Here is a 25386-nt window from a genome sequence, read left to right on the forward strand (position 1 = left end):
CATAGGCATGCTCGAAGCCGCTGATCAAGCTCTAGTGAATGATCTCACTGGTGCGCCATCGCTTAAGCAGCGACGTGCATTAGCGAAGATCATTACGCTGCTTGAATCAACTCGCTTAGATCACCGTCATCGCGCTGATGAGGTGCTGAATTCTCTATTGCCAAAAACAGGTAAATCATTTCGTCTGGGAATTTCAGGCGTTCCAGGTGTTGGCAAGTCGACCTTGATTGAGTCTTTGGGCCTTTACCTCATCGATAAAGGTCATCGAGTCGCTGTGTTAGCGATTGATCCTTCTTCCAGCATCTCTGGTGGCTCAATTTTGGGCGATAAGACCCGTATGGAGCGTCTATCCGTTCTTGAACATGCCTTTATTCGCCCCAGTCCATCGTCTTGTACGCTGGGTGGTGTTGCAGAGAAGACGCGTGAAGCCATGTTGGTTGCTGAAGCCGCAGGTTTTGATGTGATTATTGTTGAAACCGTTGGCGTAGGGCAGAGTGAGATTGCAGTTGCAGGTATGACTGACATGTTCCTGTTAATGCAACTCCCCAATGCTGGCGATGATCTACAGGCGATTAAAAAAGGTGTGATGGAAATTGCCGATCTGATCGTCATCAATAAAGTAGACATTGATCCTGATGCTGCAATGCGCGCTCAGTTATTTATTACCAGCTCATTACGACTGCTTGGTTTCCAAGGCAATCCAGATCATGCATCCCATGACAAAGAATTTTGGCACCCACAAGTCATGACCTTAAGTGCCCTAGAGGGTAACGGCGTTCCGGAGTTATGGGAAAAGGTATCTCATTTTGAATCTCTCCAAAAGGCCAATGGGAAATTTGACTCTCGTCGTAAAGAGCAATCAGGTGCATGGATGTGGGATCGCATCGATGCAGGATTAAAAAATGCATTTCGTAGTAATGAAGCCGTTCAAGCGCTTCTACCAAGCTTGGCAGCACAGGTAAACCAAGGAACTATGGCAGCTTCAGTAGCGGCAAGACGACTACTGGAAGCCATGGGGCATGAATTTTTCTAAGGAGCAGGAAATGAAGGAAATCATTCAACAACTCGAAGCTAAGCGTGAGCTTGCTCGATTGGGTGGCGGTCAAAAGCGCATCCAGGCTCAACATGCGAAGGGCAAATTAACTGCTCGTGAGCGTATTGAGCTTTTGCTTGATGCAGGCACATTTGAAGAGTGGGATATGTTTGTTGAGCACCGTTGTCATGATTTTGGCATGGCCGATCAAACTGTTCCTGGCGATGGGGTTGTCACTGGTTATGGAATGATTAATGGCCGCCTGGTGTTTGTTTTCTCTCAAGACTTCACCGTTTTAGGTGGCTCCTTATCAGAGGCCCATGCAGAAAAAATTTGCAAAATCATGGATCAAGCCCTCAAGGTAGGCGCTCCTGTAATTGGCCTCAATGACTCTGGCGGTGCGCGTATTCAAGAGGGTGTTGCCTCGCTTGGCGGCTATGCAGAGATTTTTCAGCGCAATGTAACCGCATCCGGCGTAATCCCGCAAATATCCCTGATCATGGGGCCTTCAGCTGGTGGCGCCGTATATTCCCCGGCCTTGACCGACTTCATTTTCATGGTCAAAGATAGTTCTTACATGTTTGTGACGGGCCCTGAAGTAGTGAAGACCGTTACTCATGAAGATGTTACTGCTGAAGAATTAGGTGGTGCTGTAACTCACTCAACAGTATCAGGTGTTTGCGATTTGGCTTTCGATAACGATGTTGATGCGATCATGATGTTGCGTCGTTTCTTTAACTACTTACCGCTCTCAAACCGTGAGAAACCACCTTTGATCAAAGGTGCAAACCGAACTGAAGAGCCTGATTTTTCATTAGATACCTTGGTGCCATCCAACCCCAATCAACCTTACGATATGAAAGAGTTGATTGAGAAGATCGTGGACGACGGTGAATTCTTTGAATTACAGCCTGACTACGCAAAAAATATCGTGATTGGCTTTGCTCGTATCGAAGGTCGATCCATTGGGATTGTTGCCAATCAACCACTGATTCTGGCTGGTTGTTTGGATATCAAGGCATCCATCAAGGCTGCGCGTTTCGTGCGCTTCTGCGATGCCTTCAATATTCCGGTAGTGACTTTGGTTGACGTTCCTGGCTTTATGCCTGGCACTGCACAAGAATACGGCGGCATTATTAAACATGGTGCGAAATTGCTCTATGCGTACGCTGATTGCACCGTGCCCAAGGTGACTTTAATTACTCGTAAAGCTTATGGTGGCGCCTATGATGTGATGGCTTCTAAGCATTTACGTGGTGACGTCAACTTTGCCTGGCCTTCAGCAGAAATTGCAGTAATGGGTCCTAAGGGGGCTGTTGAGATTATTTTCCGTGAAGAGAAATCGGATCCAGTAAAAATCACTGCACGTGAAGCTGAGTACAAGTCGAAGTTTGCCAACCCTTTTGTGGCAGGTCGTCGCGGTTACATCGATGACGTCATTCTCCCGCATGAGACCCGTAAACGGATTGCTCGTTCACTAGCGATGCTCAAAGACAAAGACTTGAAGAATCCTGCGCGTAAACACGGCAATATTCCTCTGTAAAGGCGCTGATAAATTATGACTACGAAAATGTTTAAGAAAATTTTAATTGCTAACCGCGGTGAGATTGCTTGCCGTGTGATGATGACCGCTAAAAAAATGGGCATCAAGACTGTAGCCGTTTACTCAGAGGCCGATAAAGAAGCGCGTCACGTTCAACTGGCAGATGAGGCTGTTTGCATCGGACCGGCACCTTCGCGTGAATCCTACTTAGTAATGGACCGAATTATTCAGGCCTGCAAAGATACCGGCGCTGAAGCGGTTCATCCTGGCTACGGCTTCTTATCGGAGAACGAGCAGTTTGCTAAGCGTTGCGAAGAAGAAGGCATTGTCTTTATTGGCCCTAAGCATCAATCGATCGCTGCTATGGGTGACAAGATTGCCTCCAAGAAGCTTGCGTTAGAAGCTAAGGTGAATACGATTCCTGGTTATAACGAGGCCATTGATACCACTGAAGAAGCGGTCAAAATTGCTCAAGGCATTGGCTATCCTGTCATGATTAAAGCTTCGGCAGGCGGTGGTGGTAAGGGCTTGCGCGTTGCATTTAACGACAAAGAAGCTGCCGAAGGTTTTGCAGCCTGCAAAACGGAAGCGATGAACAGCTTCGGTGACGATCGTATTTTTATTGAGAAGTTTGTTGAAGGCCCGCGTCATATTGAGATTCAGGTTTTAGGCGACTCATTTGGCAATGTGGTTTATCTCAATGAGCGCGATTGCTCCATTCAGCGCCGTCATCAAAAAGTCATTGAAGAAGCGCCTTCACCTTTTATCGATCCGGCGACTCGTAAAGCGATGGGCGAACAAGCGGTTGCATTGGCAAAAGCTGTGAACTACCAATCCGCCGGCACAGTGGAGTTTGTGGTTGGTAAAGATAAGTCTTTCTATTTCCTAGAAATGAATACCCGTTTGCAGGTTGAGCATCCAGTGACCGAAAGTATTACTGGCCTTGACTTGGTCGAGCAGATGATTCGGGTAGCTGCAGGCGAGAAGTTGGCATTCAAGCAAGAAGATGTGAAGTTGGATGGTTGGTCGATGGAGTGCCGTATCAACGCTGATGATCCATTCCGCAACTTCCTACCTTCAACTGGCCGTCTAGTGAAGTACCGTCCACCAGAGGCTATTAACGGAGTGCGTGTAGATACTGGCGTGTATGAGGGCGGTGAAATTCCGATGTACTACGACTCAATGATTGCTAAATTGATTGTTCACGGCAAGGATCGTACGGAAGCAATTGAAAAGATGCGCGCAGCATTGAATGATTTTGTGATTCGCGGCATTCACTCCAATATTCCATTTCAAGCGGCCCTATTGCAACACCCTCGCTTTGTAAATGGCGACTTTACAACTGGCTTTATCGCTGAAGAGTATCCAGAGGGCTTTAAAAAGGATTCTGTACAGCCCGCTGATCCGAAGCGTTTGGCAGCATTAGCCGCTTTTATGCGCTATCGCTATCTTGAGCATATCAAGATGATTGATGGTCAATTAGCTGGCCATGAAATGATCATTGCAAAGAAATTTGTAGTGGTTACTGGCAAAAAAACCGGCTCCATGAATGATCCTTATGAAGTGCCTATTCGGGTTGAGCTGAAAGACGGCATCTATTCCGTCTACATCGATGAGACTGATGGTGTGAGTCGTTATGACATTGTGAGTGACTGGCGTCCCGGGCAGATCTGTCTGCATGCGACCATTAACGGTACGCACAAGATTACTGCACAAGTAGAGCGTCGTGGCGTTAAGTATCTGTTAATTCTTGATGGCGCTCATTACGAATGTATGGTTCTGAGCCCCTTGGGAGCAGAGTTACAACGTCGTATGCCTGTCAAGTTGCCGCCAGATACTTCTAAATTAGTGATGTCTCCAATGCCAGGGCTGCTCACAAAAATTGCTGTCAAGGCTGGTGAAGCGGTTACAGCAGGTCAGAAACTAGCCTCAATTGAAGCGATGAAGATGGAAAATACGCTATCCGCTATGCAAGATGGTGTAGTTGCTGAAATCTGCGCTAAAGAGGGCGATAGCTTGGCGGTGGATCAATTAATTATTCGCTTTGAATAAATAGGTAAATGACTATGAGCACAAAGCCATTTAAGATTTTAGGTATTCAGCAAATCGCCATAGGCGGTGAGAACAAAAATCGACTAAAGAAGTTGTGGATCGATATGCTCGGATTTGAATACAAAAGTACTTTTGTCTCTGAGCGTGAAAACGTGGATGAAGATATTTGTGCGATTGGTTCTGGTGCCCATGAGATTGAAGTCGATCTGATGCAGCCATTTGATATTGAAAAGAAACCAGCTGTACATCAAACACCTTTAAATCATATTGGTTTATGGGTGGATGACTTGCCTAAAGCGGTCGAGTGGCTCTCAGCTAATGGCCTTCGATTCGCTCCAGGTGGTATCCGCAAGGGTGCTGCTGGCTACGACATCACCTTTGTCCATCCCAAGGGGAATGACGAGTTCCCAATAAGCGGTGAAGGGGTGCTCATTGAGTTGGTACAAGCGCCACCCGAGGTGATTGCTGGATTGAGTTCATAATTTGGTTTTGTAATTAGCAAATAGGGTTCAAATTGGCAAATATATTGGCCATCGACACCTCTTCAGCGTGGTGTTCGGTGGCTTTATCTTTAGGTGATAAAGCACCAGAGTTCAGGCATGAAGCTGTTTCAGCGGGCGCCAGCCAACTGCTATTGCCCTGGGTTGAGTCACTACTAGCTAATGCAAAACTGTCTTTAAAAGATCTTGATGCTATTGCCGTTGGTATTGGACCAGGCGCATTCACGGGAGTTAGATTGGGTGTGGCGGTAGTGCAGGGCCTCGCTATTTCAAACAATCTGCCAGTCATATCAGTTTGTAGCTTAGATGCAATAGCTGCGCAAATCACAAGCGCCGAGATTTATAAAAAGACCAAGCCTCAACGCTTCATGATTGCCGTTGATGCACGCATGGAAGAGATTTATTGGGCGAACTATGAGTCTCAAGCTACTCAATTACCAAAACGCGTGAGTGATATCTACCTTACAAAGCCTGAAGATCTTAATTTTGATGGCGTGCAACTCATGGCAGGTAGCGCTTTAAATGCTTACAGCAGTCGTATGCCGATATTTGATGGCCCTAAGGATGTCGATATCTCAATCTCTGCATTGGGTGTTTTAGAGTGTGCTAAACAATCGTTTAAAGAAGGTTTACAGGAAGGTGTTCGACTGCTTGAGCCAATGTATGTGCGGAATAAAGTGGCATTTACTACTGCAGAGCGCGAAGGGAGGATGAGGTAATGTCCGATAGTTCCTCTGGGAAAGGGGCTGCAGAGCTCTCGTTCATGCCAATGCAAGCTGCCGACTTGGATGAAGTTCTCAAGATAGAGTCCGTCTCGCACATTCACCCTTGGACAAAGGGTAATTTTTCTGATTCTTTGGCTGCTGGACATTGGGCCTATTGCATTCGCCCGCAAGTAGACCAAATGGTAAAGGGTAGTTATTTGGATCCAGCAGTGCTTTGGGCGTACTGCATTCTCTTTCCTGCGGTAGATGAGTTACACCTGCTCAATATTACGGTGTCGCCCCATTTGCGTAAACTTGGTTTGGGCCAAAGAATGATGGCTGCGATTGAGGGTGTGGCAGCCCAACAAAAAATGCCCCGCATTATTTTGGAGGTAAGGCCAACCAATTTAGCTGCGGTATCGCTCTATCAAAAATTGGGGTACGAACAAATCGGTGTTCGTAAAAACTACTACCCAGCTAATCCAGAGACTGGATCTCGTGAGGATGCGCTCGTTATGGCCAAATCGATTAAGCTAGAGCCATGACCAATACACATTCAGCCTTCTTAAAAGAAATGGGCATCACCGAATGGACTTCCCGGGATGTTGTACAAGCGACAGCCTTAGTATCCGAACAGACTAACGCTCAAGCCTCTCCTGAAGTTGCACATTCAACCCCAAGAATTAGCTATGGAATGTGGTGGTTTTTTGGTAACGAACCACAGGGCGATGCGCAAATCTTGTTCCAAAATATGATTCGTGTATTGGGGCTGGCTAAAAATGAGTGGGCTTGGAAAAATCCAAGTCAGAGTCTGAGTCAGTTGAGCGCCCCTGAAATGCCTGTTGTAGCAATTGCCTTCGGTGGACCTACTGCTCAAAAAATCACTGGAGAAAGGGATCCATTGCCGCAGTTGCGCGAAACGGTTTTAGCTTTAAATACTGGCAATGAGGAAGAGATTCCAGTGATTGCTACTTTTGAACTCAATCAAGTACTTGCAAAACCAAACGATAAAGCGTTGCTCTGGCAGGATCTGTTGTTAGCGAGATCTGTTCTGCAAAACAGTTGATGTAAGCATAAGCAAGCCTATTACTTATGTTCGCCGATCAGGTGCATGGAGTCATACTCCGCTTGATTCCTGGCGTGGCGTTTAATCACTAGCCACATAATTAGGCTAACAATTAAACCAAATCCGATAATCACAAATTGAACTGGTATATCTAGCCAGATCAGCAGAGAATAAACTAGCAACATCACTAAAACAGAAATGTTTTCGTTAAAGTTTTGTACTGCAATGGAGTGGCCTGCAGACATCAGGACGTGACCACGATGTTGCAACAAGGCATTCATTGGTACTACAAAGTAGCCAGCTAACCAGCCTACTAAGATCAATAAAAAATAAGCAGGCAATAAGCTTAGGGATATCTGAAACTTACCCACTGTAAGGATGCTTGTATTGGGAAGCATATCTGAGTTATAGACTGCCATGATGCAGACTACTAGGCCCATAGCAATGCCATAGGGTAATACCTCTAGCGATTTACGAAGCGGAATACGCCAAGCAGCATAAACAGCGCCACCGGCAACGCCTACAGCGGAAATGGCTTGCAAAATAGCCCCCTGGGATAGGTTCATATGCAAAGCCACTTGCGCCCACTTAATGACAATGAATTGAAGAGTTGCACCAGCACCCCAAAACAAGGTTGTTACCGCTAGGGAGATTTGACCTAAGCGATCATTCCAGAGCGTCTTAAAGCAAATGGCAAAGTCTTTGACCAATTCAATTGGATTGGTTTTCTGGGAAACGTAACGTGCGCCAGTATCTGGAATCTTTAGGTTGATGAGTGCGGCAACAACATAAATCATCATGATGATCAGAATTGCCGACTCGGCTGGCGTATCAATGCCAGTATCAAATGTAGGCATGTCTAGGGCCAAGAGGCTTTGAGATACCGTGCTACTAATCAGTACGCCACCTAAAACGGTGCCTAAAATGATTGAGCTTACCGTTAATCCCTCGATCCAACCATTGGCTGCAACTAATTTTTCAGGAGGTAGAAGTTCGGTCAGAATCCCGTATTTAGCTGGCGAGTAAGCAGCGGCACCTAGGCCGACGATGGCATAGGCCATTAAAGGATGGCTACCGAACAACATGGTCACGCAGCCAACAAACTTAATGGTATTGGTAATAAACATGACATTACCCTTGGGTCGGGAGTCTGCAAAGGCTCCAACAAAGGCTGCTAGAAGAACGTAGGACAATACAAAGAACAATTTGAGCAACGGCGTCATCCAGGCCGGAGCTTGAAGCTGGGCCAAGAGCGCAATAGCGGCAATTAGGAGAGCATTATCGGCAAGCGACGAAAAAAATTGCGCCGCCATAATGATGTAAAAGCTACGGTTCATTCGTACAATCTAGTCATTACTGCAATTAAAGCATGAAAGGAGGGGTGAAAATGGGTGATTCAGCTAACGGCCTGATTAATAGACCAATTTTGGCATCTATTGATACTGCCGCCTTTCGGCATAATTTAAACCGAGTTCGGGAATTGGCGCCAGAATCCAAAATCTGGTCTGTCATCAAAGCTCGAGCCTATGGTCATTGTTTTGAGGCTGCATTAAAGGGGCTGTCCTCTACGGATGGCTTTGCCTTGTTAGATATACAGGACGCTGCCTGGTTAAGGGAGCACGGCTGGCAAGGGCGCATCCTCCTTTTAGAGGGTTTATTTCATGAAAATGAGCTAAGCCGAGCGGAAGATTTAGCATGCGACCTCGTGGTCCACTGTGATGCTCAAGTAGATTGGCTGGAGCGATTTAAAGGTAAAAACCATAAGCCTTTAAGTGTCTTTCTAAAGATGAATACCGGTATGAATCGCTTGGGATTTAAGCCCGAAATATATCGAACTGTTTTTCATCGCTTGCATGCAACTGGTTATCACATGCACCACATGACCCATTTTGCCAATGCTGATCAAGTGGATCAGTTACCCTCAGTTGGAGGTCAACAAGAGTTATTTAATGAAACGATTGCTGGTCTAGAAGGTGCAACATCACTAGCAAACTCTGCAGCTATTTTGTGGCATCGCAACGCCTTAGGCGATTGGGTGCGCCCAGGCATCATGCTCTATGGCGCATCACCAACAGGACTGCATGCTGATATTGAGCATGCCAATCTCAGGGCGGTCATGCAACTTCATAGTGAAATTATTGATATTCAAGAACTTCAAAAAGGGGATCGCATTGGTTACGGCGGTCGTTATGAGGCACCTAATGCCATGCGTATCGGCATTGTGGCTTGTGGCTATGCTGATGGGTATCCACGTCATGCTAAAGATGGCACGCCAGTTTGGGTTGGCAATCGTAATCATGGGATCATTTGCCCTCTGGTTGGAAGAGTCTCTATGGATATGCTGGCGATTGATTTAAGCAATGCGCCAAATGCAGGCATCGGTAGCGTAGTTCAACTCTGGGGTGACAAAGTTCCAGTCGATGATGTGGCGCAAATGAGTGGAACCATTGGTTATGAGTTGCTTTGTGCTGTGGCGCCTAGGGTTCCTGTTGAGATCCAGTAGATAAAGAAAATGCCAAGCCAGTAAATAAAAAATCCTCCACAGCGGAGGATTTTTGTTGATATTGAAACAATCTTACTTATTCCAGAACTGCCACCATCTGCGTTCTTTTTGAACACGTTGACCGGTGATCATCATTTGACTGTCTGGGAAGTTTAATTTGAAGACGCGGGCTGAATCATTGCTTAGTTCAACCATGCCGAGCTTCTCATAAGACTTGGTGAGAATGTAGAGCGCCTCTTCAACTGCAGGTGCGCGATCGTAATCACGTATAACTAGCTGAGCGCGATTGGCTGCGGCCAGATAGGCACCACGTTGATAATAAAAGCGCGCAACAATCACATCCGCCTCAGCAAGAGAATTCACTATATAGCGCATGCGATCTAATGCATCTGGAGCGTACTTGCTGTCTGGGAAACGATCCACTACTACTTTGAACGACTCAAAAGCTTCTTTAGCAGCTTTAGGGTCTCGCTCACTGAGGTCCTGGCCAGTAAAATTGCCAAGCCATCCCAAGTCATCATTAAAGGTAATGAGTCCTTTTAAGTAATAAGCGTAATCTAGACTTTCGCTACCTTGATGTAATTTAATAAAGCGATCAATCGCAACCAGTGCTTGAGTTTGTTCTTGCGCTTTCCAGTAGCAATAAGCAGAGTTAATTTGTGCTTGTTGTGAATAGGGACCGAAAGGAAAGCGTGCCTCTAATTTTTCAAAGTACTTGCCGCACTTAGCAAAGTCAGCATCATTGAGTTTGTCAGTGGCTTCAGAATAGAGTTTTGCCTCTGACCAGATGTCTGTGTCATCTTTGCTGCCATCGCTACCTGCGCATCCACCCAAAAGCATTAATGCGAACACGAAGGCTAAAAGCAGGGCAAATGGAGTGCCACTTATATGGAAGCTCTTTTTTTGTGAGGAAGAATTCCCAGCAAGCCTTAAACTGGCGTCTGATATTACGTCGGACATAACTGAAAGGCTCTCTAAGCGTGGCATTGCCGGAAACTCCTGAATCGAATCCCATTGATTATATCGATGATGAGGATTTCATCTCCCTAGATATCCCTTTGGAGATGGCTGGCGAGCGCTTGGACAAGGTGCTAGCAGGGTCTTTGCCTGATTATTCACGTAATCGCCTTAAGGCTTGGGTTGAAGCTGGCGCCGTTATGGTCGATGGAAAGGTTACTAAAGCCCGTTATTTGCTCCATGGCGGCGAGAGTGTTAAGGTTTTCCCACAGGAAATGCCCGAGCAGTTTGCCTTCAACCCTGAAGATATTCCCCTGGATGTGGTCTACGAGGATGAGGACATCATTGTGGTCAATAAGCCGCCTGGCCTCGTGGTACACCCAGCAGCGGGAAATTGGTCCGGAACCCTGTTAAATGGCCTCTTATTTTATTATCCTGAGCTCAAATCGCTCCCCAGGGCGGGAATAGTGCATCGCCTGGATAAGGACACTTCAGGCCTCATGGTCGTGGCGAGAACATCTCAAGCCCAAACCTCCCTAGTACGTCAACTTCAAGAAAGAACGGTGGGACGTCGCTATTTGGCTTGGGTGTGGGGTGATGCCCCCAGTCAAGGCAAAGTCCTGGCTTCGGTTGGGCGTGATCAGCGAGATCGCCTAAAGATGTCCGCAGGCAGTCCCCAAGGAAAACCAGCAGCTACTTTATTTCGACGCTTAGCCAAGGGTTTGGTTGGAGAGGCTGCTGTCACATTGTTAGAGTGTCGCCTGGAAACAGGGCGCACGCATCAGATTCGTGTTCATCTTGAATCACTCGGTTTTCCATTGGTGGGCGACCCGGTCTACCGCAAAAAGGTTCCGGGTGTAGCTAAAAATCTGTCATTTAATCGCCAGGCCTTACATGCCTTTGCTTTAAGTCTTCAACATCCGGTGAAACATGAGTTGATGACTTGGTTCCGCTTGCCACCACAGGATTTATTGGACTTATTACCGCAAGTTGGAATGAGTGACGAAGTTCTTCCGAAAGAATCTGTTGTGTTGGCCTCTATTGAAAATGAGGCACGCTGATGAGATTGGTTGCTCCTCAATGGCCCGCCCCAAAGTCGGTGCGCACAGCAGTCAGCACAAGGTTAGGCGGGGTAAGTCAAGCTCCATATGATTCTCTAAATCTGGGCGATCATGTGGGCGACCGCGTTGAAGATGTTTTGGCCAATAGAGCTATTTTTACTAAAGACATGCCGGGTGAGCCTATCTGGTTAAAGCAGACTCACCAAACAACAGTAAGCACTCCGAAAAGTCGAGACTTAAACCGGGGGCTGGCAATTGAGGCTGATGCCTCGGTTACTAATGCTCTTGAAGAGGTCTTGGTCATCATGACGGCAGACTGCTTGCCAGTGTTATTTACTAACTCCAAAGGGACTGCCGTTGGTGCTGCACATGCTGGCTGGAGGGGTCTTTGTGCTGGAATTCTGGAAAATACGATTACTGAGTTGCTCAAAATTTCTGATGGATCCACTGCGGCAGACTTCATGGCTTGGCTAGGACCAGCAATTGGACCTGAATCATTTGAGGTTGGAGAGGATGTTGTGAAGTCATTTCAAGATTCCGGCTTTCCTGTTCCAAAAAATGCATTCACAGAAATACCTCATAAACCTGGAAAGTTTCTTGCAGATATCTACCTGTTGGCACGAGCACGTTTAGAGGCTTGTGACGTAAAAATGATTTTCGGTGGCGAATACTGCACTGTTCGAGATCAGCACCAGTTTTTTTCTTACCGTCGTGATGGCAAGACTGGAAGATTTGCCTCAGCTATCTGGATTGAAAAATAGCTTGTGCACAAAAGCATGCGGGTTAGTACTAGCCCGTGCACCAAGCTAGGGTTATTGCGTATAACTCTATAGTGCTTAAGGGCGGAGAATGTCTCTAATTAATTGAAGAGACTACTATGTTTGCAGGCATGAATACCGGTGCAACACCATCTTTGGCACCGCATCATATGGCGCTAATTCCACCAGAGCGTTTATCTGAAATCCAGAAAGAATATTTCACGGAGTTGGCACACATTGCCACTAACCCTGAGGCCATTGAAGTTAAAGATCGCCGTTTTGCGGGGAAGGCTTGGCACTCATCCTGGAGCAAAGTGATTGCTGCAACCTATTTGCTTAACTCTAAACATCTGATGGCATTGGCCAACGCAGTAGATGCAGATGAGAAGCAAAAGCAAAAAATTCTGTTTACTACTGAGCAAATGATTGATGCGCTTTCGCCATCAAACTTTATAGCGACTAATCCAGAAGTATTGGAAAGCATTATTAGCTCCCAAGGGCAATCTATTCAAAAAGGGATTGTGAATTTGTTGGGAGATATGAAAAAAGGTAAGGTCTCTCAAACAGATGAATCTGCTTTTGAAGTGGGCAAAAATATTGCCACTACAGAAGGTCATGTGGTATTTCGTAATGAGTTATTCGAGCTAATTCAATACACGCCATTAACAGAGCAAGTATTTGAACGCCCTTATTTAATGGTGCCACCATGCATCAATAAGTATTACATTCTCGATTTACAGCCTGACAACTCTGTAGTACGCCATATGGTGAGCCAAGGTCATACCGTGTTCTTGGTCTCCTGGAAGAACCCAGATGCTTCCATGGCGGAAGTAAGTTGGGATGATTACGTAGGTAAGGGCGTTATCAAAGCAATTGAAGTCGTAAAAGAAATCGGCGATACCGAGCAAATTAATATCTTAGGGTTCTGCGTTGGCGGCACCTTAACTAGCTCTGCATTAGCCGTGCTGGCAGCCCGTAACGAGCACCCAGCAGCAAGCTTGACGCTCCTAACCACTTTATTGGATTTCACGGATACCGGAATTCTCGATGTCTTTATCGATGAAGGTATGGTGGAGATGCGCGAGAACTCTATTGGTGGTAAAGGTGGCAAGTACGGCATGATGTCAGGCCTTGATTTGGGCAACACCTTTTCATTCTTGCGACCCAATGATTTGGTATGGAACTACGTAGTGGAGAACTATCTCAAAGGCAACTCACCACCCCCATTTGATTTACTGTATTGGAACGGCGACTCCACCAATCTTCCTGGTGCAATGTACTGCTGGTATCTGCGCCACACTTATTTGCAAAATGATTTAGTCAAGCCTGGCAAAGTAAAAATTTGCGGTGAAAAAGTAGATCTCGGAAAAATCAATTGCCCCGCCTATATTTATGCATCGCAAGAAGATCATATTGTTCCGTGGCAATCTGCTTATGAATCAACTCATCTTCTCAAAGGTAAGAATCACTTTGTATTAGGTGCGTCTGGACATATTGCAGGGGTGATTAATCCTCCGGCAAAAAATAAGCGCTATTACTTTGAAAATAACGAGATTGCTCCAACAGCCCAGGAGTGGCTAGAGGGTGCAAAACAAATACCAGGCAGTTGGTGGCCTGATTACACCAAATGGCTTGAGCAATTTGGTGGTGCAAAGAAAGCAGCAAGTACTACTTTTGGAAATACAAAATACAAAAAAATGGAAGCAGCACCTGGTGTGTATGTAAAAGAAAAAGCAACACCGGAACTCAACTAATAATTAACGAAGGTTTTAAAAAGGGGAAAGTAATGTCTCAAAAAGTCGCATATGTAACTGGTGGTATGGGTGGTATTGGTACCGGCATCTGTCAACGTCTGGCTAAAGATGGCTTTAAAGTGATTGCAGGCTGCGGTCCAAATTCTCCGCGTAAAGATCGCTGGATTGGTGAGCAAAAAGCCTTGGGTTATGACTTTATCGCTTCTGAGGGTAATGTTTCCGATTGGGATAGTACGGTTGCAGCCTTTGAAAAGGTTAAGGCTGAAGTGGGTCGCGTAGACGTATTGGTAAATAACGCCGGCATTACCCGTGACAGCGTTTTCCGCAAAATGACCCCAGACGCATGGAAAGCTGTGATTGATACCAATCTGAATTCCTTGTTTAACGTTACCAAACAAGTGATTGACGGTATGGTTGAAAACAACTGGGGCCGGATTATTAATATTTCTTCTGTAAACGGTCAAAAAGGCCAGTTTGGTCAGGCGAACTATTCGACTGCAAAGGCAGGTCTGCACGGCTTTACTATGGCCCTAGCTCAAGAAGTTGCCACTAAGGGCGTTACTGTAAATACGGTATCCCCTGGTTATATCGGCACTGATATGGTTAAAGCCATCCGCGAAGACGTCCTAGAAAAGATCGTTTCTGGCATTCCAGTCAAGCGCTTGGGCACTCCCGAAGAGATAGCCTCTATCTGCTGCTGGATTGCTTCTGAAGATGGTGGCTATGCAACTGGTGCAGACTTTTCCTTAAACGGCGGTATCCACACTGGTTAATATTGCACTGCAACAATTAATTCAGTATTTGAAGTACATGCAGTACGCAACACAGCGTATTTACCTTTTGGTCAACTTAAGGCTAAACTACGCTGATGTTGCGATGCAGTAAATAGTAAGGAAAATACATGGTTACCCGCGCTAAACGAGCTGGCGAAGATCGGCTCATCAAGAAGTATCCGAATCGTCGTCTCTACGATACCCAGACAAGTACATATGTCACGCTATCTGACATCAAAAACTTAGTTATGGCCAATGAAGTATTCAAAGTGGTCGATGCTAAAACTGAAGAAGATTTAACGCGCAACATCTTGCTGCAAATCATTCTTGAGGAAGAGGCTGGTGGCGCACCAGTGTTCTCTTCACAAATGCTCTCTCAAATCATTCGCTTTTATGGAAACTCCATGCAAGGTTTGATGGGAAATTATCTTGAAAAGACCATGCAATCGTTTGTAGATATCCACAATAAGCTTGGTGATCAAACAAAGGGTCTTGGTGCTGGTAGTACGCCAGAGGCTTGGTCACAAATGATGAATCTCCAAAACCCGCTGATGCAAGGTTTGATGGGTAACTACATGGAGCAAAGCAAAGATCTCTTTATCAAAATGCAAGAGCAGGTACAAGGCTCACAGAATATCTTTGGAAATTTTCCATTTACCCCTCAGTCCAATAAACCTGAAAAAGAATAGTTGTGGCCGGGAAAATTGGATTTGTATCCTTAGGGTGCCCTAAGGCACTTGTAGACTCTGAACTTATCCTGACGCAATTGAGCGCTGAGGGATATGAGACCGCCAAGGATTACTCTGGCGCCGATCTTGTAGTTGTGAATACCTGTGGCTTCATTGACTCAGCCGTAGAGGAGAGTCTTTCGGCTATTGGCGAGGCTCTCGCTGAAAATGGCAAAGTCATTGTGACTGGTTGTCTAGGCGCCAGAAAAAATGCCGACGGCAATGATCTTATCTCGAGCATTCATCCTAAGGTCCTCGCTGTTACTGGGCCTCATGCTACCGACGAGGTAATGCAAGCCATTCATTTGCATCTACCTAAACCGCATGATCCATTCACTGATTTAGTTCCCCCGGCTGGCGTCAAACTGACACCAAAGCATTACGCCTACCTCAAAATTAGTGAAGGCTGCAACCATCGTTGTACTTTCTGCATCATTCCCAATATGCGTGGTGATTTAGTTTCACGGCCGATTGGTGAAGTGTTGCTTGAGGCTAAAAGATTGTTTGAGTCTGGCGTAAAAGAGTTACTAGTTGTCTCACAAGACACCAGCGCCTATGGTGTTGATATTCAATATCGCACTGGCTTTTGGGATGGCAAACCAGTCAAAACGAAAATGTTTGATTTGGTAAATGCTTTAAATCAAATTGCTCGCGAGCATCAGGCTTGGGTGCGATTGCATTATGTTTATCCCTACCCGCATGTGGATGATATGTTGCCTTTGATGGCCGAGTTTTCGGAAAATGGTTATGGTGTTCTACCGTACTTGGACATTCCATTGCAGCATTCCCACCCAGATGTTCTCAAGCGCATGAAGCGTCCTGCGAGTGGTGAGAAGAATTTGGAGCGCATCTTAGCGTGGCGCGAAGCTTGTCCTGATTTAGTTATTCGCAGCACCTTTATTGCAGGCTTTCCTGGAGAAACTGAAGAAGAGTTTGCACACCTTCTTAATTTCTTGGATGAGGCGCAAATTGATCGCGCTGGCTGTTTTGCATATTCACCCGTTGAGGGTGCTACAGCAAACCAATTGGATAACCCAATTCCTTCTGAAATTAGAGAAGAGCGGCGCGCCAGGTTTATGGCTAAAGCCGAAGATATTTCAATAAAACGGCTTGCTAAAAAAATAGGCAAGCGTGTTCAGGTCATCATTGATCGGGTAGATCAGTCTGGTGGAATTGGCAGAACGATTGGCGATGCCCCAGAAATTGATGGTCTAGTGAGGGTTTTGCCTCCTAGCAAGCCCTCTAAGCGCTATCGTGCCGGTGAAATCATCAAGGCTACTGTAAATAGCTCCCAAGGGCATGACCTAATAGCCGAAACTTGACGAATGCAATAAAACTGATAGTTGGATTACTTATTTAGTACAAAGTCAGCCTATTAATTGGGCTTAGCAAAGGGGATTAATATGAGTCGTGATGTCGTTGTCTTAAGTGCAGTTCGTTCCGCAATTGGCACCTTTAATGGCGCTCTCAGTAGTTTTGAGCCTTCCGAGCTCGGCGGTATCGTGATGAAAGAGGCGGTAGCACGTTCAGGCGTAGATCCTGCTTTGATTAATTACATTACTGTGGGCAACACCATTCCTACAGATAGCCGCTATGGTTATGTAGCACGGGTTGCATCTATCCAGGCTGGCCTGCCAATGGAATCAGTGGCAATGGCATTAAATCGTTTGTGTAGCTCTGGCTTGCAAGCAATTGTTACAACCGCACAGCAAATTATGTTGGGCGATTGTGACTATGGCATTGGTGGTGGCGTGGAAGTAATGTCCCGTGGCATGTATGGCTCTCCAGCGATGCGCAGTGGTGCACGCATGGGCGATACCAAAATGATCGACTTGATGGTTGGTATTTTGACTGACCCATTTGGTGTTGGTCATATGGGCGTTACAGCAGAAAATCTTGTTGAAAAATGGAAGTTAACACGTGATGAGCAAGATGCTCTAGCCGTTGAATCGCATCGTCGTGCCGCCAATGCAATTAAAGAAGGTCGCTTTAAATCTCAGATCGTGCCAATCACTATTAAAACTCGTAAGGGTGATGTAGTGTTTGATACCGACGAGCATGTGAAGCCTGAAACTACGATGGAAACGCTTGCCAAGATGAAGGCAGTGTTCAAAAAAGAGGGTGGTTCCGTAACGGCTGGTAATGCATCAGGCATTAATGATGGTGCCGCATTCTTTGTATTGGCTGATGCTGAAACTGCAAAGAAAGCCGGTCATAAGCCTATCGCTCGCTTGGTGTCTTATGCAGTTGCTGGTGTTCCAAACCACATCATGGGTGAAGGCCCAATTCCTGCAACCAAATTAGCTCTTGAGCGCGCCGGTCTGAAATTGGATCAAATGGACGTAATTGAGTCTAACGAGGCTTTTGCTGCACAAGCGTTGGCTGTTACTAAAGGTTTGGGTTTAGATCCAGCCAAGACTAACGTCAACGGTGGTGCAATCGCTTTGGGTCACCCAATTGGCTGTTCTGGCGCTGCGATTGCTACTAAGGCAATCCATGAGTTACACCGCGTTCAAGGTAAATATGCTTTGGTAACAATGTGTATTGGTGGTGGACAAGGTATCGCTACTATTTTTGAGCGACTATAAACATAGACGCATAACTATTACCCTGATCTCTTGGGTAAAAGCTTAAGAGATCAGTAGTAAAGCAGCATCTAAGCTGACTCGGTCGAAAGCCGCGTCGGCTTTTTCTTTGACAACAGGCTTTGCTTGGTAAGCAACGCTGATGCCTGAGCCATTCATCATTATCAGATCATTGGCACCATCACCCATGGTGATGGCATTCGCTTTTGTGCAGCCAAGGCGAGCACAAGCTTCGTCTAGATGGGCGGCCTTCGCTGCGCCATCGACAATGTCGCCAAGAACCTTGCCGGTAAGCTTGCCATCGATGATTTCTAGCGTATTCGCCTGAGATTGCTTGAAGCCAAGCTCTTGACGTAATTTTTCAGTAAAGAAAGTAAAGCCGCCTGAGACAAGCAGGGTGTACAAACCACGTTCATGAGCCCCGGCTAAAAGTTCTACTGCTCCTGGGTTGGGTCGTAAGCGCTCTCGATAAACAGATTCAAGTGCATCAGCATGTACGCCTTCTAAAAGAGCAACTCGCCTTCTTAAACTTTCTTTAAAGTCTTTGATTTCACCACGCATAGTAGCTTCGGTAATTTCAGCTACAGCGGACTTCTTGCCTGTGAAATCAGCAATCTCATCAATGCATTCAATATTAATCAACGTTGAATCCATATCCATTGCTAGTACACGAATGTCTTGTGGCAATAGATTTGGCTTTAGAAAGCACAGATCGGCATTAAAGCTTGCTGCAATAGTTCGCAGTTGCTCACGTTGAGTTGTATCCAGATGGGCACTTGATTCAAAACGCTCGGAGTAATAGCTCCCGTTGCTGGTTTGGCCGCCGCTAGAGTGCAGTGAAATGCCAAACTTTAAGGCCTGATCTTTTAATGAAAATACGAGCTTATCAGCAATAGGCTCTCTAGACAGGGCAACAAGAACTTGGTAATTGGGCATGTCTTAATAATATCGGATTGTTAGTTTACTTTTGCAGAGCTCAATACTGCAGAATCGTTGAGGCGTCGCAAGATATTGCGTATAGCGTCAAGACGTTGTTCTAACTTCTCGAATTCACGGTCTTTTTGAGGAAGCACCTTAAGCTTATCTTGGCCATTAAGTTGAATATGCTTAGAGGACTGGATAAGCTGAATAATCTTCATTGGGTCAATCGGTGGATTTGGGATAAATTGAATCTGAATAGATGCAGGTGTGGCATCAATCTTTTTAATTCCAAAGCCGGTCATCTCTAAACGTAGACGATGGGTCTCATAAAACGATTTAGCTTGATCGGGAAGGTCGCCAAAACGATCAACCAATTCTTCACGCAACCCCATGAGCTCAGAAAAATCATTTGTACCAGCAAACCGCTTGTATAAGGATAGGCGCACGTGAACGTCAGGGCAGTAGTCCTCTGGAAATAGGGCGGGAACGCCAAGATTGACATCGGTGGTTGCTTGCAATGGTGAAAGTAAATCAGGCTCCTTCCCACTGCGCAGGGACTTAACAGCACGATTAAGCATCTCGGTATACAGCTGGAAGCCAATCTCATGAATTTCACCGGATTGTTTGTCGCCTAGGGCCTCACCAGCACCCCGAATTTCTAGATCATGCATAGCTAAATAGAAGCCAGAGCCCAGCTCTTCCATGGCTTGAATGGCATTAAGACGCAACTGCGCTTGCTTACTGAGTGCCTCAGGATCTGGCACTAGTAAATAAGCATAGGCTTGGTGATGTGAGCGACCTACACGGCCACGCAGTTGGTGTAATTGAGCTAAACCAAACTTATCGGCGCGGTGCATGATGATGGTGTTAGCTGTGGGTACGTCAATGCCAGTCTCAATAATCGTGGTACACAGCAAAATATTGGTACGCTGGGTAACAAATTCACGCATGACAGATTCCAGCTCGCGTTCATGCATCTGTCCGTGCGCAACACTAATACGTGCCTCCGGAATCAGCTCTTGTAAAGCATGCTTGCGATTCTGAATCGTTTCAACTTCGTTATGCAGGAAGTAGACCTGGCCGCCACGTTTAATTTCACGAAGCACGGCCTCACGAATAACGCCATCTCCCTCTCGACGAACAAAGGTCTTAATCGCCAAACGTTTCTGAGGGGCAGTGGCAATAATAGAGAACTCACGTAATCCTTCCATAGCCATGCCCAAGGTTCTTGGGATGGGCGTAGCAGTTAGCGTCAGAATATCGACTTCAGCACGCAATGCCTTAAGAGCATCTTTTTGCCGTACTCCAAAGCGATGCTCCTCGTCCACAATCACTAGGCCAAGATTGGCAAATTGCGTCTCCTTGGAAAGTAACTTATGTGTGCCAATAATGATGTCTGCATCACCTTTGGCAATGGCCTCTAGGGCTGCATTAATTTCCTTGGTTGTTTTAAAGCGTGACAATTCAACAATGCGGACCGGCCAATCGGCAAATCGATCTTTCCAGGTAGCCACATGTTGCTCAGCTAGTAGGGTGGTTGGCGCCAAAATGGCGACTTGTTTGCCGCCCATGACTGCAACAAAGCTTGCTCGGAGCGCTACTTCGGTCTTCCCAAAGCCAACATCTCCGCAGACTAAGCGGTCCATTGGCGTGCCGCTCGTCATATCACCAATAACGGCTGCAATAGCATTGGCTTGGTCTGGAGTTTCTTCAAAGCCAAAGCTTTCTGCAAAAGCAGCATAGTCATGGGCTGAGAATTCAAAAGCATGACCCTTGCGTATCGCTCTAGCCGCATAGAGACCTAATAGCTCTGCTGCGGTATCTCGAATTTGTTGGGCGGCCTTGCGTTTGGCCTTATCCCATTGGCCCGAACCTAATTGATGCAGTGGAGCTGAATCAGGGTCAGAGCCTGCATAACGTGTGACCATTTGTAATTGCTGAACAGGAACATACAAAGTTGCCTGTCCTGAATATTGCAAATGCAAAAACTCTTCAAAAATTGGCGCCTCTTTAGGAGGAGCTAAATTCAGAAGCACTAATCCCTGGTAGCGACCAATGCCATGTTCAGCATGAACTACGGGATCGCCGATCTTTAGCTCAGACAGATCCTTAAAGAGCATGTCAGGATCAGCATTCTCATTACTTTTACCTTTACGCCTCTGTCGTGCTGTTGTAGTAAATAACTCTGCCTCGGTAATAACGAGGAGATTTTCAGCTGGCCATGAAAATCCATTAAAGAGTGGTGCAGTGACCAATCCAAATAATGAATCACTTTTAATAAACTCGGCAATGCTGTCAAAGCTCTCTGGCTTTAGCGGGTAGAGCGGTTTACCGTCCAATCCAGCAACCGAGTTACTTTCATCAAAGAGCTGTCGAATCGATTCTTTACGTCCTGCACTGTCGCTGCAAACTAATACACGAACCTTTTCAGATGACACCACTTTTCTGAGAAGATTTATCGGATCAGTATCGCGGCGATGGACCGCAATATCTGGTACAGCTAAGAATTGACTTTTTTCAGCGCCGTCTTTTTCTAGTGTTAGTCGTGCATACGATTTAGAGGTAGAGAAAAATTCGTCGACATCCAGAAATAATTCTTTTGGAGGGAGAATGGGGCGATCAAGATCGTGTTTGAGGAACTCATAACGAGAAAGCGTGTCCTTCCAAAACCCTTTGATGGTTTCTTCAACATCACCAATGCTGACAAGCCATACAGGATCACCTGAGCGTGGAAAGTAATCAAAAAGGTTGGATTTCTCTTTAAAGAAGAGGGGTAGGTAGGATTCAATACCTGCACTAGGTATGCCTAGGTTGGCATCTTTGTAAATAGAGCAGCGACTCGGATCACCCTCAAATACTTCTCTCCAGCGACCTCTAAAAGCGGTTCGTGAAGCATCATCAAATGGAAATTCATGGCCAGGAAGTAGACGGACTTCCTTGACGGGGTAAAGGCTTCGTTGCGTATCCGGATCAAATGCCCGAATCTGTTCAATTTCATCACCAAAGAGATCCAATCGATATGGCAGATTCGATCCCATTGGAAATAAATCAAATAAACCACCCCGAATACTATATTCACCGGGACGCATTACAGCGCTCACAGGATCATAGCCAGCTTGTTGCAGTTGCAGCTTTAGTGCAGCTTCATTCAGTTTGTCACCTTGCCGAAAGAAAAAAGTATGGCCAGATAAAAAGTTCGGCGGCCCCAATCTTTGCAAAGCAGTTGTCACTGGAACTAAAACAATATCGCAACTACCATTCAGTAATTCATACAGAGTGGCGAGTCGTTCTGAAACCAAATCTTGATGCGGTGAAAAATGGTCATAAGGAAGAATTTCCCAATCAGGCAAAAGCCGGGTTTTTAGCTGCGGAGCAAAAGCGGGGATTTCTTCCAGAAGCCTCTGCGCTTCCTGGGCTTGAGCACAAAAAATGACCATCACTGAAAACTGATCACGGTAGCGCAGGGCGGTTTGAGCGATTAAAGCGGCATCTGCCGAGCCCACCAGCCCTGAAAAGGTAAAGCGCTGCCCAGCCCGCGGAGCAGGTATAGGGGGTGCTAGATTTAATGCATCAGACATCTGCGCTCATTATAGAATCAGGTATGCACCCTGGAAATCATTCCATTAAGAAATGCCATGCCCTTTTGCCAACAGCAGGTACTGGCTCGCGCCTAGGTGGCGAGTTGCCTAAGCAGTTTCAGCAGCTAGCCGGCAAACCCATGGTCTCTTATGCGCTAGAAGCCTTTAAGGGATCTCCGCTGATTCAGTCTATTTGGATTGGTGTCAGCCCTGGCTTTATCGAGAACCCCATCTTAGCAACTATCGCTAACACTGGGGCCGATACACATGTTGTAGCAACCGGTGGACCAACTCGACAAGAAACAGTCCGAAATACTCTAGCTGCAATGCTAAAGGCAGGCATTCCTGAGGATGACTGGATACTGGTTCATGATGCAGCTAGACCAGGTATCACCCCGGCATTAATTGGGAAACTCATTCACTCAGTACAGGCATCTAATAGTGGTGGCATCCTAGCTGTTCCCTTGGCTGATACCTTAAAACAGGCTGATCTAGATTCAGTGATTGCTGGAAACATCCCGCACTCAGAGAGAACTATTCCGCGCGAGCATCTCTGGCAAGCGCAAACGCCACAGATGTTTGGATTAAAACAATTGCATGATGCCCTTCAAGATGCTATCCGCCTTGAGGCTGACGTTACTGATGAGGCTAGCGCAATCGAGTTAACTGGGGCAAAACCTTTATTGATTGAAGGTGCCGCTCGTAACTTTAAGGTTACGCATCCTGCCGATTGGGAGTTAATGCAATTGCTGTTAAGTTCCCGCGCCAAACAATGAGAAACCCAATATGACTCAAAGCAATCCCCATATTCCGCAATTTCGTATTGGCCAAGGTTACGACGTACATGCATTGGTAGCGGACCGAAAATTGATTCTGGGTGGAGTTCATGTGCCCTTTGAAAAGGGTTTATTGGGTCACTCGGATGCAGATGCCTTATTGCACGCCTTAACAGATGCATTATTGGGCGCTGCAGGTTTAAATGATATTGGGCAGTTATTTCCGGATACAGATCCTCAATTTAAGGATATGGACAGTCGAATCTTGCTTAGAGCGGCCTTGCAAAAGATCCAGGCAGCGGGATTTCAGATTGGAAACGTTGATGCCACTATTATTTGCCAAAAGCCGAAATTGGCGGATTTTTTGCCAGAAATGGTCCGCAATATTGCTTCAGATTTGGCTGTGACCCCCAGTCACGTCAATCTTAAGGCTAAGACAAATGAATCCCTGGGCCATTTAGGCAGAGGCGAGGGCATTGCCGTCCATGCCGTTGCTTTGCTCTACAAGGCCTAAAAGATCCTCTAAAACCCTAGGCATTGTAGAATTATGGTCTTTAGAGTGAAGTCTAGGCTTGGCAGTTTGCGGATATCGCGAGGATGGCGAAATTGGTAGACGCACCAGGTTTAGGTCCTGACGCCAGAAATGGTGTGGGGGTTCGAGTCCCCCTCCTCGCACCACAAGATTGCTACTTGGCTTGGACTTCACATTTCCAGATTTAAATTAAGAGACGAGAATGGCTGTGCAGATAGAAAATTTAGGTTCACTAGACCGCAAAATGACTTTGGAATTCGCTCGTGCCGATTTGGCAAAAGCGCGTGAAGCCCGTTTGGCTAAAGTTGGTAAGACCATGAAAATGGCTGGCTTCCGCCCAGGCAAGGTACCAAAGAACCTCGTTGAAAAACAACATGGCATGCAAGTGGATTTCGAGCTCCAATTTGATAAAGCTGCTGAACTCTTTTATGACCAAGCTCAAAAAGAAGGTATTGCTTTAGCTGGTCAACCACGCCTTGAGCCAAAGAATGAAATTGATGCTGACAAGATTGTTTTTGATGCTTTCTTTGAAGTTTTGCCAGAAGTAAAAATTGGCGACTTTAGCAAGGCAGAAGTTACCAAACACACAACCGATATTGGCGAGGCAGAAATTGACCGCGCCTTAGATGTGCTGCGTAAGCAGCAGGTTCATTACCACCCACGCGGTGAAGCTGGTGCCCATGGCGACGGCGGCTCTAATGTTGCTGCACAAAGCGGTGACCAAGTGGTGATTGATTTTGTTGGCAAGATTGATGGCGTTGAGTTTGCTGGTGGTAAAGCAGAAAACTTTGAATACGTACTGGGCGAAGGGCGCATGCTGCCTGAGTTCGAAGCTGCAACATTGGGCCTTAAAGCAGGCGAGAGCAAATCTTTCCCATTAAGTTTCCCTGCTGATTACCATGGCAAAGACGTTGCAGGCAAAACAGCAGAGTTCACTATTACTGTGAAGTCAGTCAATTGGCCGCATCTACCAGCTGTTGATGATGCATTTGCATTGTCTTTAGGTGTTACTGAAGGCGGCGTTGCGAAAATGCGTTCTGAAGTAAAAGAAAATTTAGATCGCGAAGTGAAGCGTCGCATTACTTCTTTACTCAAGAATGAAGTAATGGACAAGCTCAATAGCTTGTGCGAACTCGATGTTCCTAAGTCTTTAGTTGCCTCCGAGCAAGAGCGCTTAGTTGAAGGCGCTCGTCAAGATTTAATGCAGCGCGGTGTTCCGAATGCTAAAGATGCCCCAATCCCCGCTGAAATTTTCGCTGAGCAAGCTACCAAGCGTGTTCGTCTTGGCTTGATCCTGAGCGAGTTGGTTAAAAAGCAAAACTTGGCTGCTACCGCAGACCAAATTAAAGCCGAAATTGACGAGCAAGCTGCTACATACGAAGATCCAAAAGAAGTGGTGCGTTGGTTCTACAGCAATCCGAGTCGCTTGAAGGATATTGAAAACCTCGTGCTTGAAGATAACGTGATTAAGTATTTCACATCCCAAGCCAAGGTAATTGATAAAGCAGTTACCTTCGAAGAACTCAGCAAGCTAAACTAAGTTAACTACTAAGTCATCCATT

Annotated in this window: 22 protein-coding genes and 1 tRNA gene; 19 read left to right on the forward strand and 4 right to left on the reverse strand. The window is 46.2% G+C overall.

The features are described from left to right. Nucleotides 1-7 precede the first annotated feature (7 nt). Genes meaB through ICN34_RS04165 form a run of 7 tightly spaced genes read left to right on the forward strand, consistent with a single transcriptional unit; the run spans nucleotide 8 to nucleotide 6898 of the window. Nucleotides 8-1033: a methylmalonyl Co-A mutase-associated GTPase MeaB gene (gene meaB / locus ICN34_RS04135; RefSeq protein WP_072582386.1), complete on the forward strand. Its 1026-nt coding sequence runs from the start codon at nucleotides 8-10 to the stop codon at nucleotides 1031-1033. 10 nt (nucleotides 1034-1043) lie between these two features. Beyond that, nucleotides 1044-2576 carry an acyl-CoA carboxylase subunit beta gene (locus tag ICN34_RS04140; protein ID WP_216120970.1) on the forward strand — a complete coding sequence of 511 codons (1533 nt, stop codon included), beginning with the start codon at nucleotides 1044-1046 and terminating at the stop codon, nucleotides 2574-2576. A 27-nt stretch (nucleotides 2577-2603) separates the two neighbouring features. Next, nucleotides 2604-4628 (forward strand): acetyl-CoA carboxylase biotin carboxylase subunit, encoded by a 2025-nt coding sequence (gene accC / locus ICN34_RS04145; protein ID WP_216121203.1) that lies wholly within the window; start codon nucleotides 2604-2606, stop codon nucleotides 4626-4628. 14 nt (nucleotides 4629-4642) lie between these two features. After that, nucleotides 4643-5110, forward strand: a complete 468-nt coding sequence (locus ICN34_RS04150; protein WP_216121205.1) for a VOC family protein — start codon at nucleotides 4643-4645, stop codon at nucleotides 5108-5110. A gap of 32 nt (nucleotides 5111-5142) precedes the next feature. After that, nucleotides 5143-5847 (forward strand): tRNA (adenosine(37)-N6)-threonylcarbamoyltransferase complex dimerization subunit type 1 TsaB, encoded by a 705-nt coding sequence (tsaB, locus tag ICN34_RS04155; RefSeq protein ID WP_072582389.1) that lies wholly within the window; start codon nucleotides 5143-5145, stop codon nucleotides 5845-5847. Beyond that, the gene (gene rimI / locus ICN34_RS04160; RefSeq protein ID WP_216120972.1) at nucleotides 5847-6377 is read left to right on the forward strand and encodes a ribosomal protein S18-alanine N-acetyltransferase; all 531 of its coding nucleotides are present in this window, start codon (nucleotides 5847-5849) and stop codon (nucleotides 6375-6377) included. The genes tsaB and rimI overlap by 1 nt, the downstream gene beginning before the upstream one ends. Further along, nucleotides 6374-6898, forward strand: coding sequence for a hypothetical protein (locus tag ICN34_RS04165; protein ID WP_216120974.1), 525 nt, complete (start codon nucleotides 6374-6376; stop codon nucleotides 6896-6898). Before rimI ends, ICN34_RS04165 begins: the two co-directional genes overlap by 4 nt. A gap of 20 nt (nucleotides 6899-6918) precedes the next feature. Here ICN34_RS04165 and lplT read toward each other — a convergent pair whose 3' ends face one another. After that, the gene (gene lplT, locus ICN34_RS04170) at nucleotides 6919-8235 is read right to left on the reverse strand and encodes a lysophospholipid transporter LplT (RefSeq protein WP_216120975.1); all 1317 of its coding nucleotides are present in this window, start codon (nucleotides 8233-8235) and stop codon (nucleotides 6919-6921) included. Nucleotides 8236-8285: 50 nt separating this feature from the next. On the opposite strand from lplT, the gene alr reads away from it, so the two are divergent. Further along, on the forward strand, nucleotides 8286-9401 hold the full coding sequence (gene alr, locus ICN34_RS04175) for an alanine racemase (protein WP_192846843.1): 1116 nt from the start codon (nucleotides 8286-8288) through the stop codon (nucleotides 9399-9401). Between the two features lie 72 nt (nucleotides 9402-9473). Here alr and ICN34_RS04180 read toward each other — a convergent pair whose 3' ends face one another. Then, nucleotides 9474-10361, reverse strand: a complete 888-nt coding sequence (locus ICN34_RS04180; protein WP_072582393.1) for an outer membrane protein assembly factor BamD — start codon at nucleotides 10359-10361, stop codon at nucleotides 9474-9476. A 20-nt stretch (nucleotides 10362-10381) separates the two neighbouring features. Between ICN34_RS04180 and ICN34_RS04185 the strand changes: the two genes are divergently transcribed. From ICN34_RS04185 to ICN34_RS04215, 7 genes are all read left to right on the forward strand, one after another. Continuing rightward, entirely contained in the window at nucleotides 10382-11419 is a 1038-nt protein-coding gene (locus ICN34_RS04185; protein ID WP_216120976.1) for an RluA family pseudouridine synthase, read from the forward strand. Continuing rightward, on the forward strand, nucleotides 11419-12180 hold the full coding sequence (pgeF, locus tag ICN34_RS04190; protein WP_072582395.1) for a peptidoglycan editing factor PgeF: 762 nt from the start codon (nucleotides 11419-11421) through the stop codon (nucleotides 12178-12180). Before ICN34_RS04185 ends, pgeF begins: the two co-directional genes overlap by 1 nt. A gap of 116 nt (nucleotides 12181-12296) precedes the next feature. Then, a complete protein-coding gene (gene phaC, locus ICN34_RS04195) occupies nucleotides 12297-13931 on the forward strand; it encodes a class I poly(R)-hydroxyalkanoic acid synthase (RefSeq protein ID WP_072582396.1) in 1635 nt (544 codons plus the stop codon). Between the two features lie 32 nt (nucleotides 13932-13963). Next, nucleotides 13964-14704, forward strand: a complete 741-nt coding sequence (locus tag ICN34_RS04200; RefSeq protein ID WP_216120978.1) for a 3-ketoacyl-ACP reductase — start codon at nucleotides 13964-13966, stop codon at nucleotides 14702-14704. Between the two features lie 128 nt (nucleotides 14705-14832). Continuing rightward, nucleotides 14833-15393, forward strand: a complete 561-nt coding sequence (gene phaR, locus ICN34_RS04205; protein WP_072582398.1) for a polyhydroxyalkanoate synthesis repressor PhaR — start codon at nucleotides 14833-14835, stop codon at nucleotides 15391-15393. A 2-nt stretch (nucleotides 15394-15395) separates the two neighbouring features. Further along, nucleotides 15396-16754 carry a 30S ribosomal protein S12 methylthiotransferase RimO gene (rimO, locus tag ICN34_RS04210; RefSeq protein WP_216120980.1) on the forward strand — a complete coding sequence of 453 codons (1359 nt, stop codon included), beginning with the start codon at nucleotides 15396-15398 and terminating at the stop codon, nucleotides 16752-16754. 81 nt (nucleotides 16755-16835) lie between these two features. Then, nucleotides 16836-18020 carry an acetyl-CoA C-acyltransferase family protein gene (locus ICN34_RS04215; RefSeq protein ID WP_216120982.1) on the forward strand — a complete coding sequence of 395 codons (1185 nt, stop codon included), beginning with the start codon at nucleotides 16836-16838 and terminating at the stop codon, nucleotides 18018-18020. A gap of 42 nt (nucleotides 18021-18062) precedes the next feature. On the opposite strand, the gene serB is transcribed toward ICN34_RS04215, so the two are convergent. Continuing rightward, nucleotides 18063-18953, reverse strand: a complete 891-nt coding sequence (gene serB / locus ICN34_RS04220) for a phosphoserine phosphatase SerB (protein ID WP_216120984.1) — start codon at nucleotides 18951-18953, stop codon at nucleotides 18063-18065. A 20-nt stretch (nucleotides 18954-18973) separates the two neighbouring features. Beyond that, the gene (gene mfd / locus ICN34_RS04225) at nucleotides 18974-22516 is read right to left on the reverse strand and encodes a transcription-repair coupling factor (protein WP_216120986.1); all 3543 of its coding nucleotides are present in this window, start codon (nucleotides 22514-22516) and stop codon (nucleotides 18974-18976) included. 23 nt (nucleotides 22517-22539) lie between these two features. On the opposite strand from mfd, the gene ispD reads away from it, so the two are divergent. The 4 genes from ispD (at nucleotide 22540) to tig (ending at nucleotide 25364) form a co-directional block, all read left to right on the forward strand. Beyond that, on the forward strand, nucleotides 22540-23292 hold the full coding sequence (gene ispD / locus ICN34_RS04230; protein WP_216120988.1) for a 2-C-methyl-D-erythritol 4-phosphate cytidylyltransferase: 753 nt from the start codon (nucleotides 22540-22542) through the stop codon (nucleotides 23290-23292). A gap of 10 nt (nucleotides 23293-23302) precedes the next feature. Further along, a complete protein-coding gene (gene ispF, locus ICN34_RS04235; RefSeq protein ID WP_072582403.1) occupies nucleotides 23303-23806 on the forward strand; it encodes a 2-C-methyl-D-erythritol 2,4-cyclodiphosphate synthase in 504 nt (167 codons plus the stop codon). A 77-nt stretch (nucleotides 23807-23883) separates the two neighbouring features. Beyond that, a tRNA-Leu gene (locus ICN34_RS04240) sits at nucleotides 23884-23970 on the forward strand. A 56-nt stretch (nucleotides 23971-24026) separates the two neighbouring features. Continuing rightward, the gene (gene tig / locus ICN34_RS04245) at nucleotides 24027-25364 is read left to right on the forward strand and encodes a trigger factor (protein ID WP_216120990.1); all 1338 of its coding nucleotides are present in this window, start codon (nucleotides 24027-24029) and stop codon (nucleotides 25362-25364) included. The last annotated feature ends 22 nt before the right edge of the window (nucleotides 25365-25386 follow it).

Origin of the sequence: Polynucleobacter sp. Tro8-14-1, from assembly GCF_018881655.1 — a bacterium.
In the GTDB taxonomy this organism is placed as follows: Bacteria; Pseudomonadota; Gammaproteobacteria; order Burkholderiales; family Burkholderiaceae; genus Polynucleobacter.

What these genes read in the sequence shown, in the direction of transcription:
- phaR (WP_072582398.1), top strand. Translation starts at nt 14,833, where the DNA reads ATGGTTACCCGCGCTAAACGAGCTGGCGAAGATCGGCTCATCAAGAAG.
- lplT (WP_216120975.1), bottom strand. Translation starts at nt 8,235, where the DNA reads ATGAACCGTAGCTTTTACATCATTATGGCGGCGCAATTTTTTTCGTCG.
- ICN34_RS04165 (WP_216120974.1), top strand. Translation starts at nt 6,374, where the DNA reads ATGACCAATACACATTCAGCCTTCTTAAAAGAAATGGGCATCACCGAA.
- ICN34_RS04200 (WP_216120978.1), top strand. Translation starts at nt 13,964, where the DNA reads ATGTCTCAAAAAGTCGCATATGTAACTGGTGGTATGGGTGGTATTGGT.
- serB (WP_216120984.1), bottom strand. Translation starts at nt 18,953, where the DNA reads ATGCCCAATTACCAAGTTCTTGTTGCCCTGTCTAGAGAGCCTATTGCT.
- ispF (WP_072582403.1), top strand. Translation starts at nt 23,303, where the DNA reads ATGACTCAAAGCAATCCCCATATTCCGCAATTTCGTATTGGCCAAGGT.
- accC (WP_216121203.1), top strand. Translation starts at nt 2,604, where the DNA reads ATGTTTAAGAAAATTTTAATTGCTAACCGCGGTGAGATTGCTTGCCGT.
- meaB (WP_072582386.1), top strand. Translation starts at nt 8, where the DNA reads ATGCTCGAAGCCGCTGATCAAGCTCTAGTGAATGATCTCACTGGTGCG.
- tig (WP_216120990.1), top strand. Translation starts at nt 24,027, where the DNA reads ATGGCTGTGCAGATAGAAAATTTAGGTTCACTAGACCGCAAAATGACT.
- mfd (WP_216120986.1), bottom strand. Translation starts at nt 22,516, where the DNA reads ATGTCTGATGCATTAAATCTAGCACCCCCTATACCTGCTCCGCGGGCT.
- rimI (WP_216120972.1), top strand. Translation starts at nt 5,847, where the DNA reads ATGTCCGATAGTTCCTCTGGGAAAGGGGCTGCAGAGCTCTCGTTCATG.
- ICN34_RS04140 (WP_216120970.1), top strand. Translation starts at nt 1,044, where the DNA reads ATGAAGGAAATCATTCAACAACTCGAAGCTAAGCGTGAGCTTGCTCGA.
- alr (WP_192846843.1), top strand. Translation starts at nt 8,286, where the DNA reads ATGGGTGATTCAGCTAACGGCCTGATTAATAGACCAATTTTGGCATCT.
- ICN34_RS04180 (WP_072582393.1), bottom strand. Translation starts at nt 10,361, where the DNA reads ATGTCCGACGTAATATCAGACGCCAGTTTAAGGCTTGCTGGGAATTCT.
- ispD (WP_216120988.1), top strand. Translation starts at nt 22,540, where the DNA reads ATGCACCCTGGAAATCATTCCATTAAGAAATGCCATGCCCTTTTGCCA.
- ICN34_RS04215 (WP_216120982.1), top strand. Translation starts at nt 16,836, where the DNA reads ATGAGTCGTGATGTCGTTGTCTTAAGTGCAGTTCGTTCCGCAATTGGC.
- phaC (WP_072582396.1), top strand. Translation starts at nt 12,297, where the DNA reads ATGTTTGCAGGCATGAATACCGGTGCAACACCATCTTTGGCACCGCAT.
- pgeF (WP_072582395.1), top strand. Translation starts at nt 11,419, where the DNA reads ATGAGATTGGTTGCTCCTCAATGGCCCGCCCCAAAGTCGGTGCGCACA.
- ICN34_RS04150 (WP_216121205.1), top strand. Translation starts at nt 4,643, where the DNA reads ATGAGCACAAAGCCATTTAAGATTTTAGGTATTCAGCAAATCGCCATA.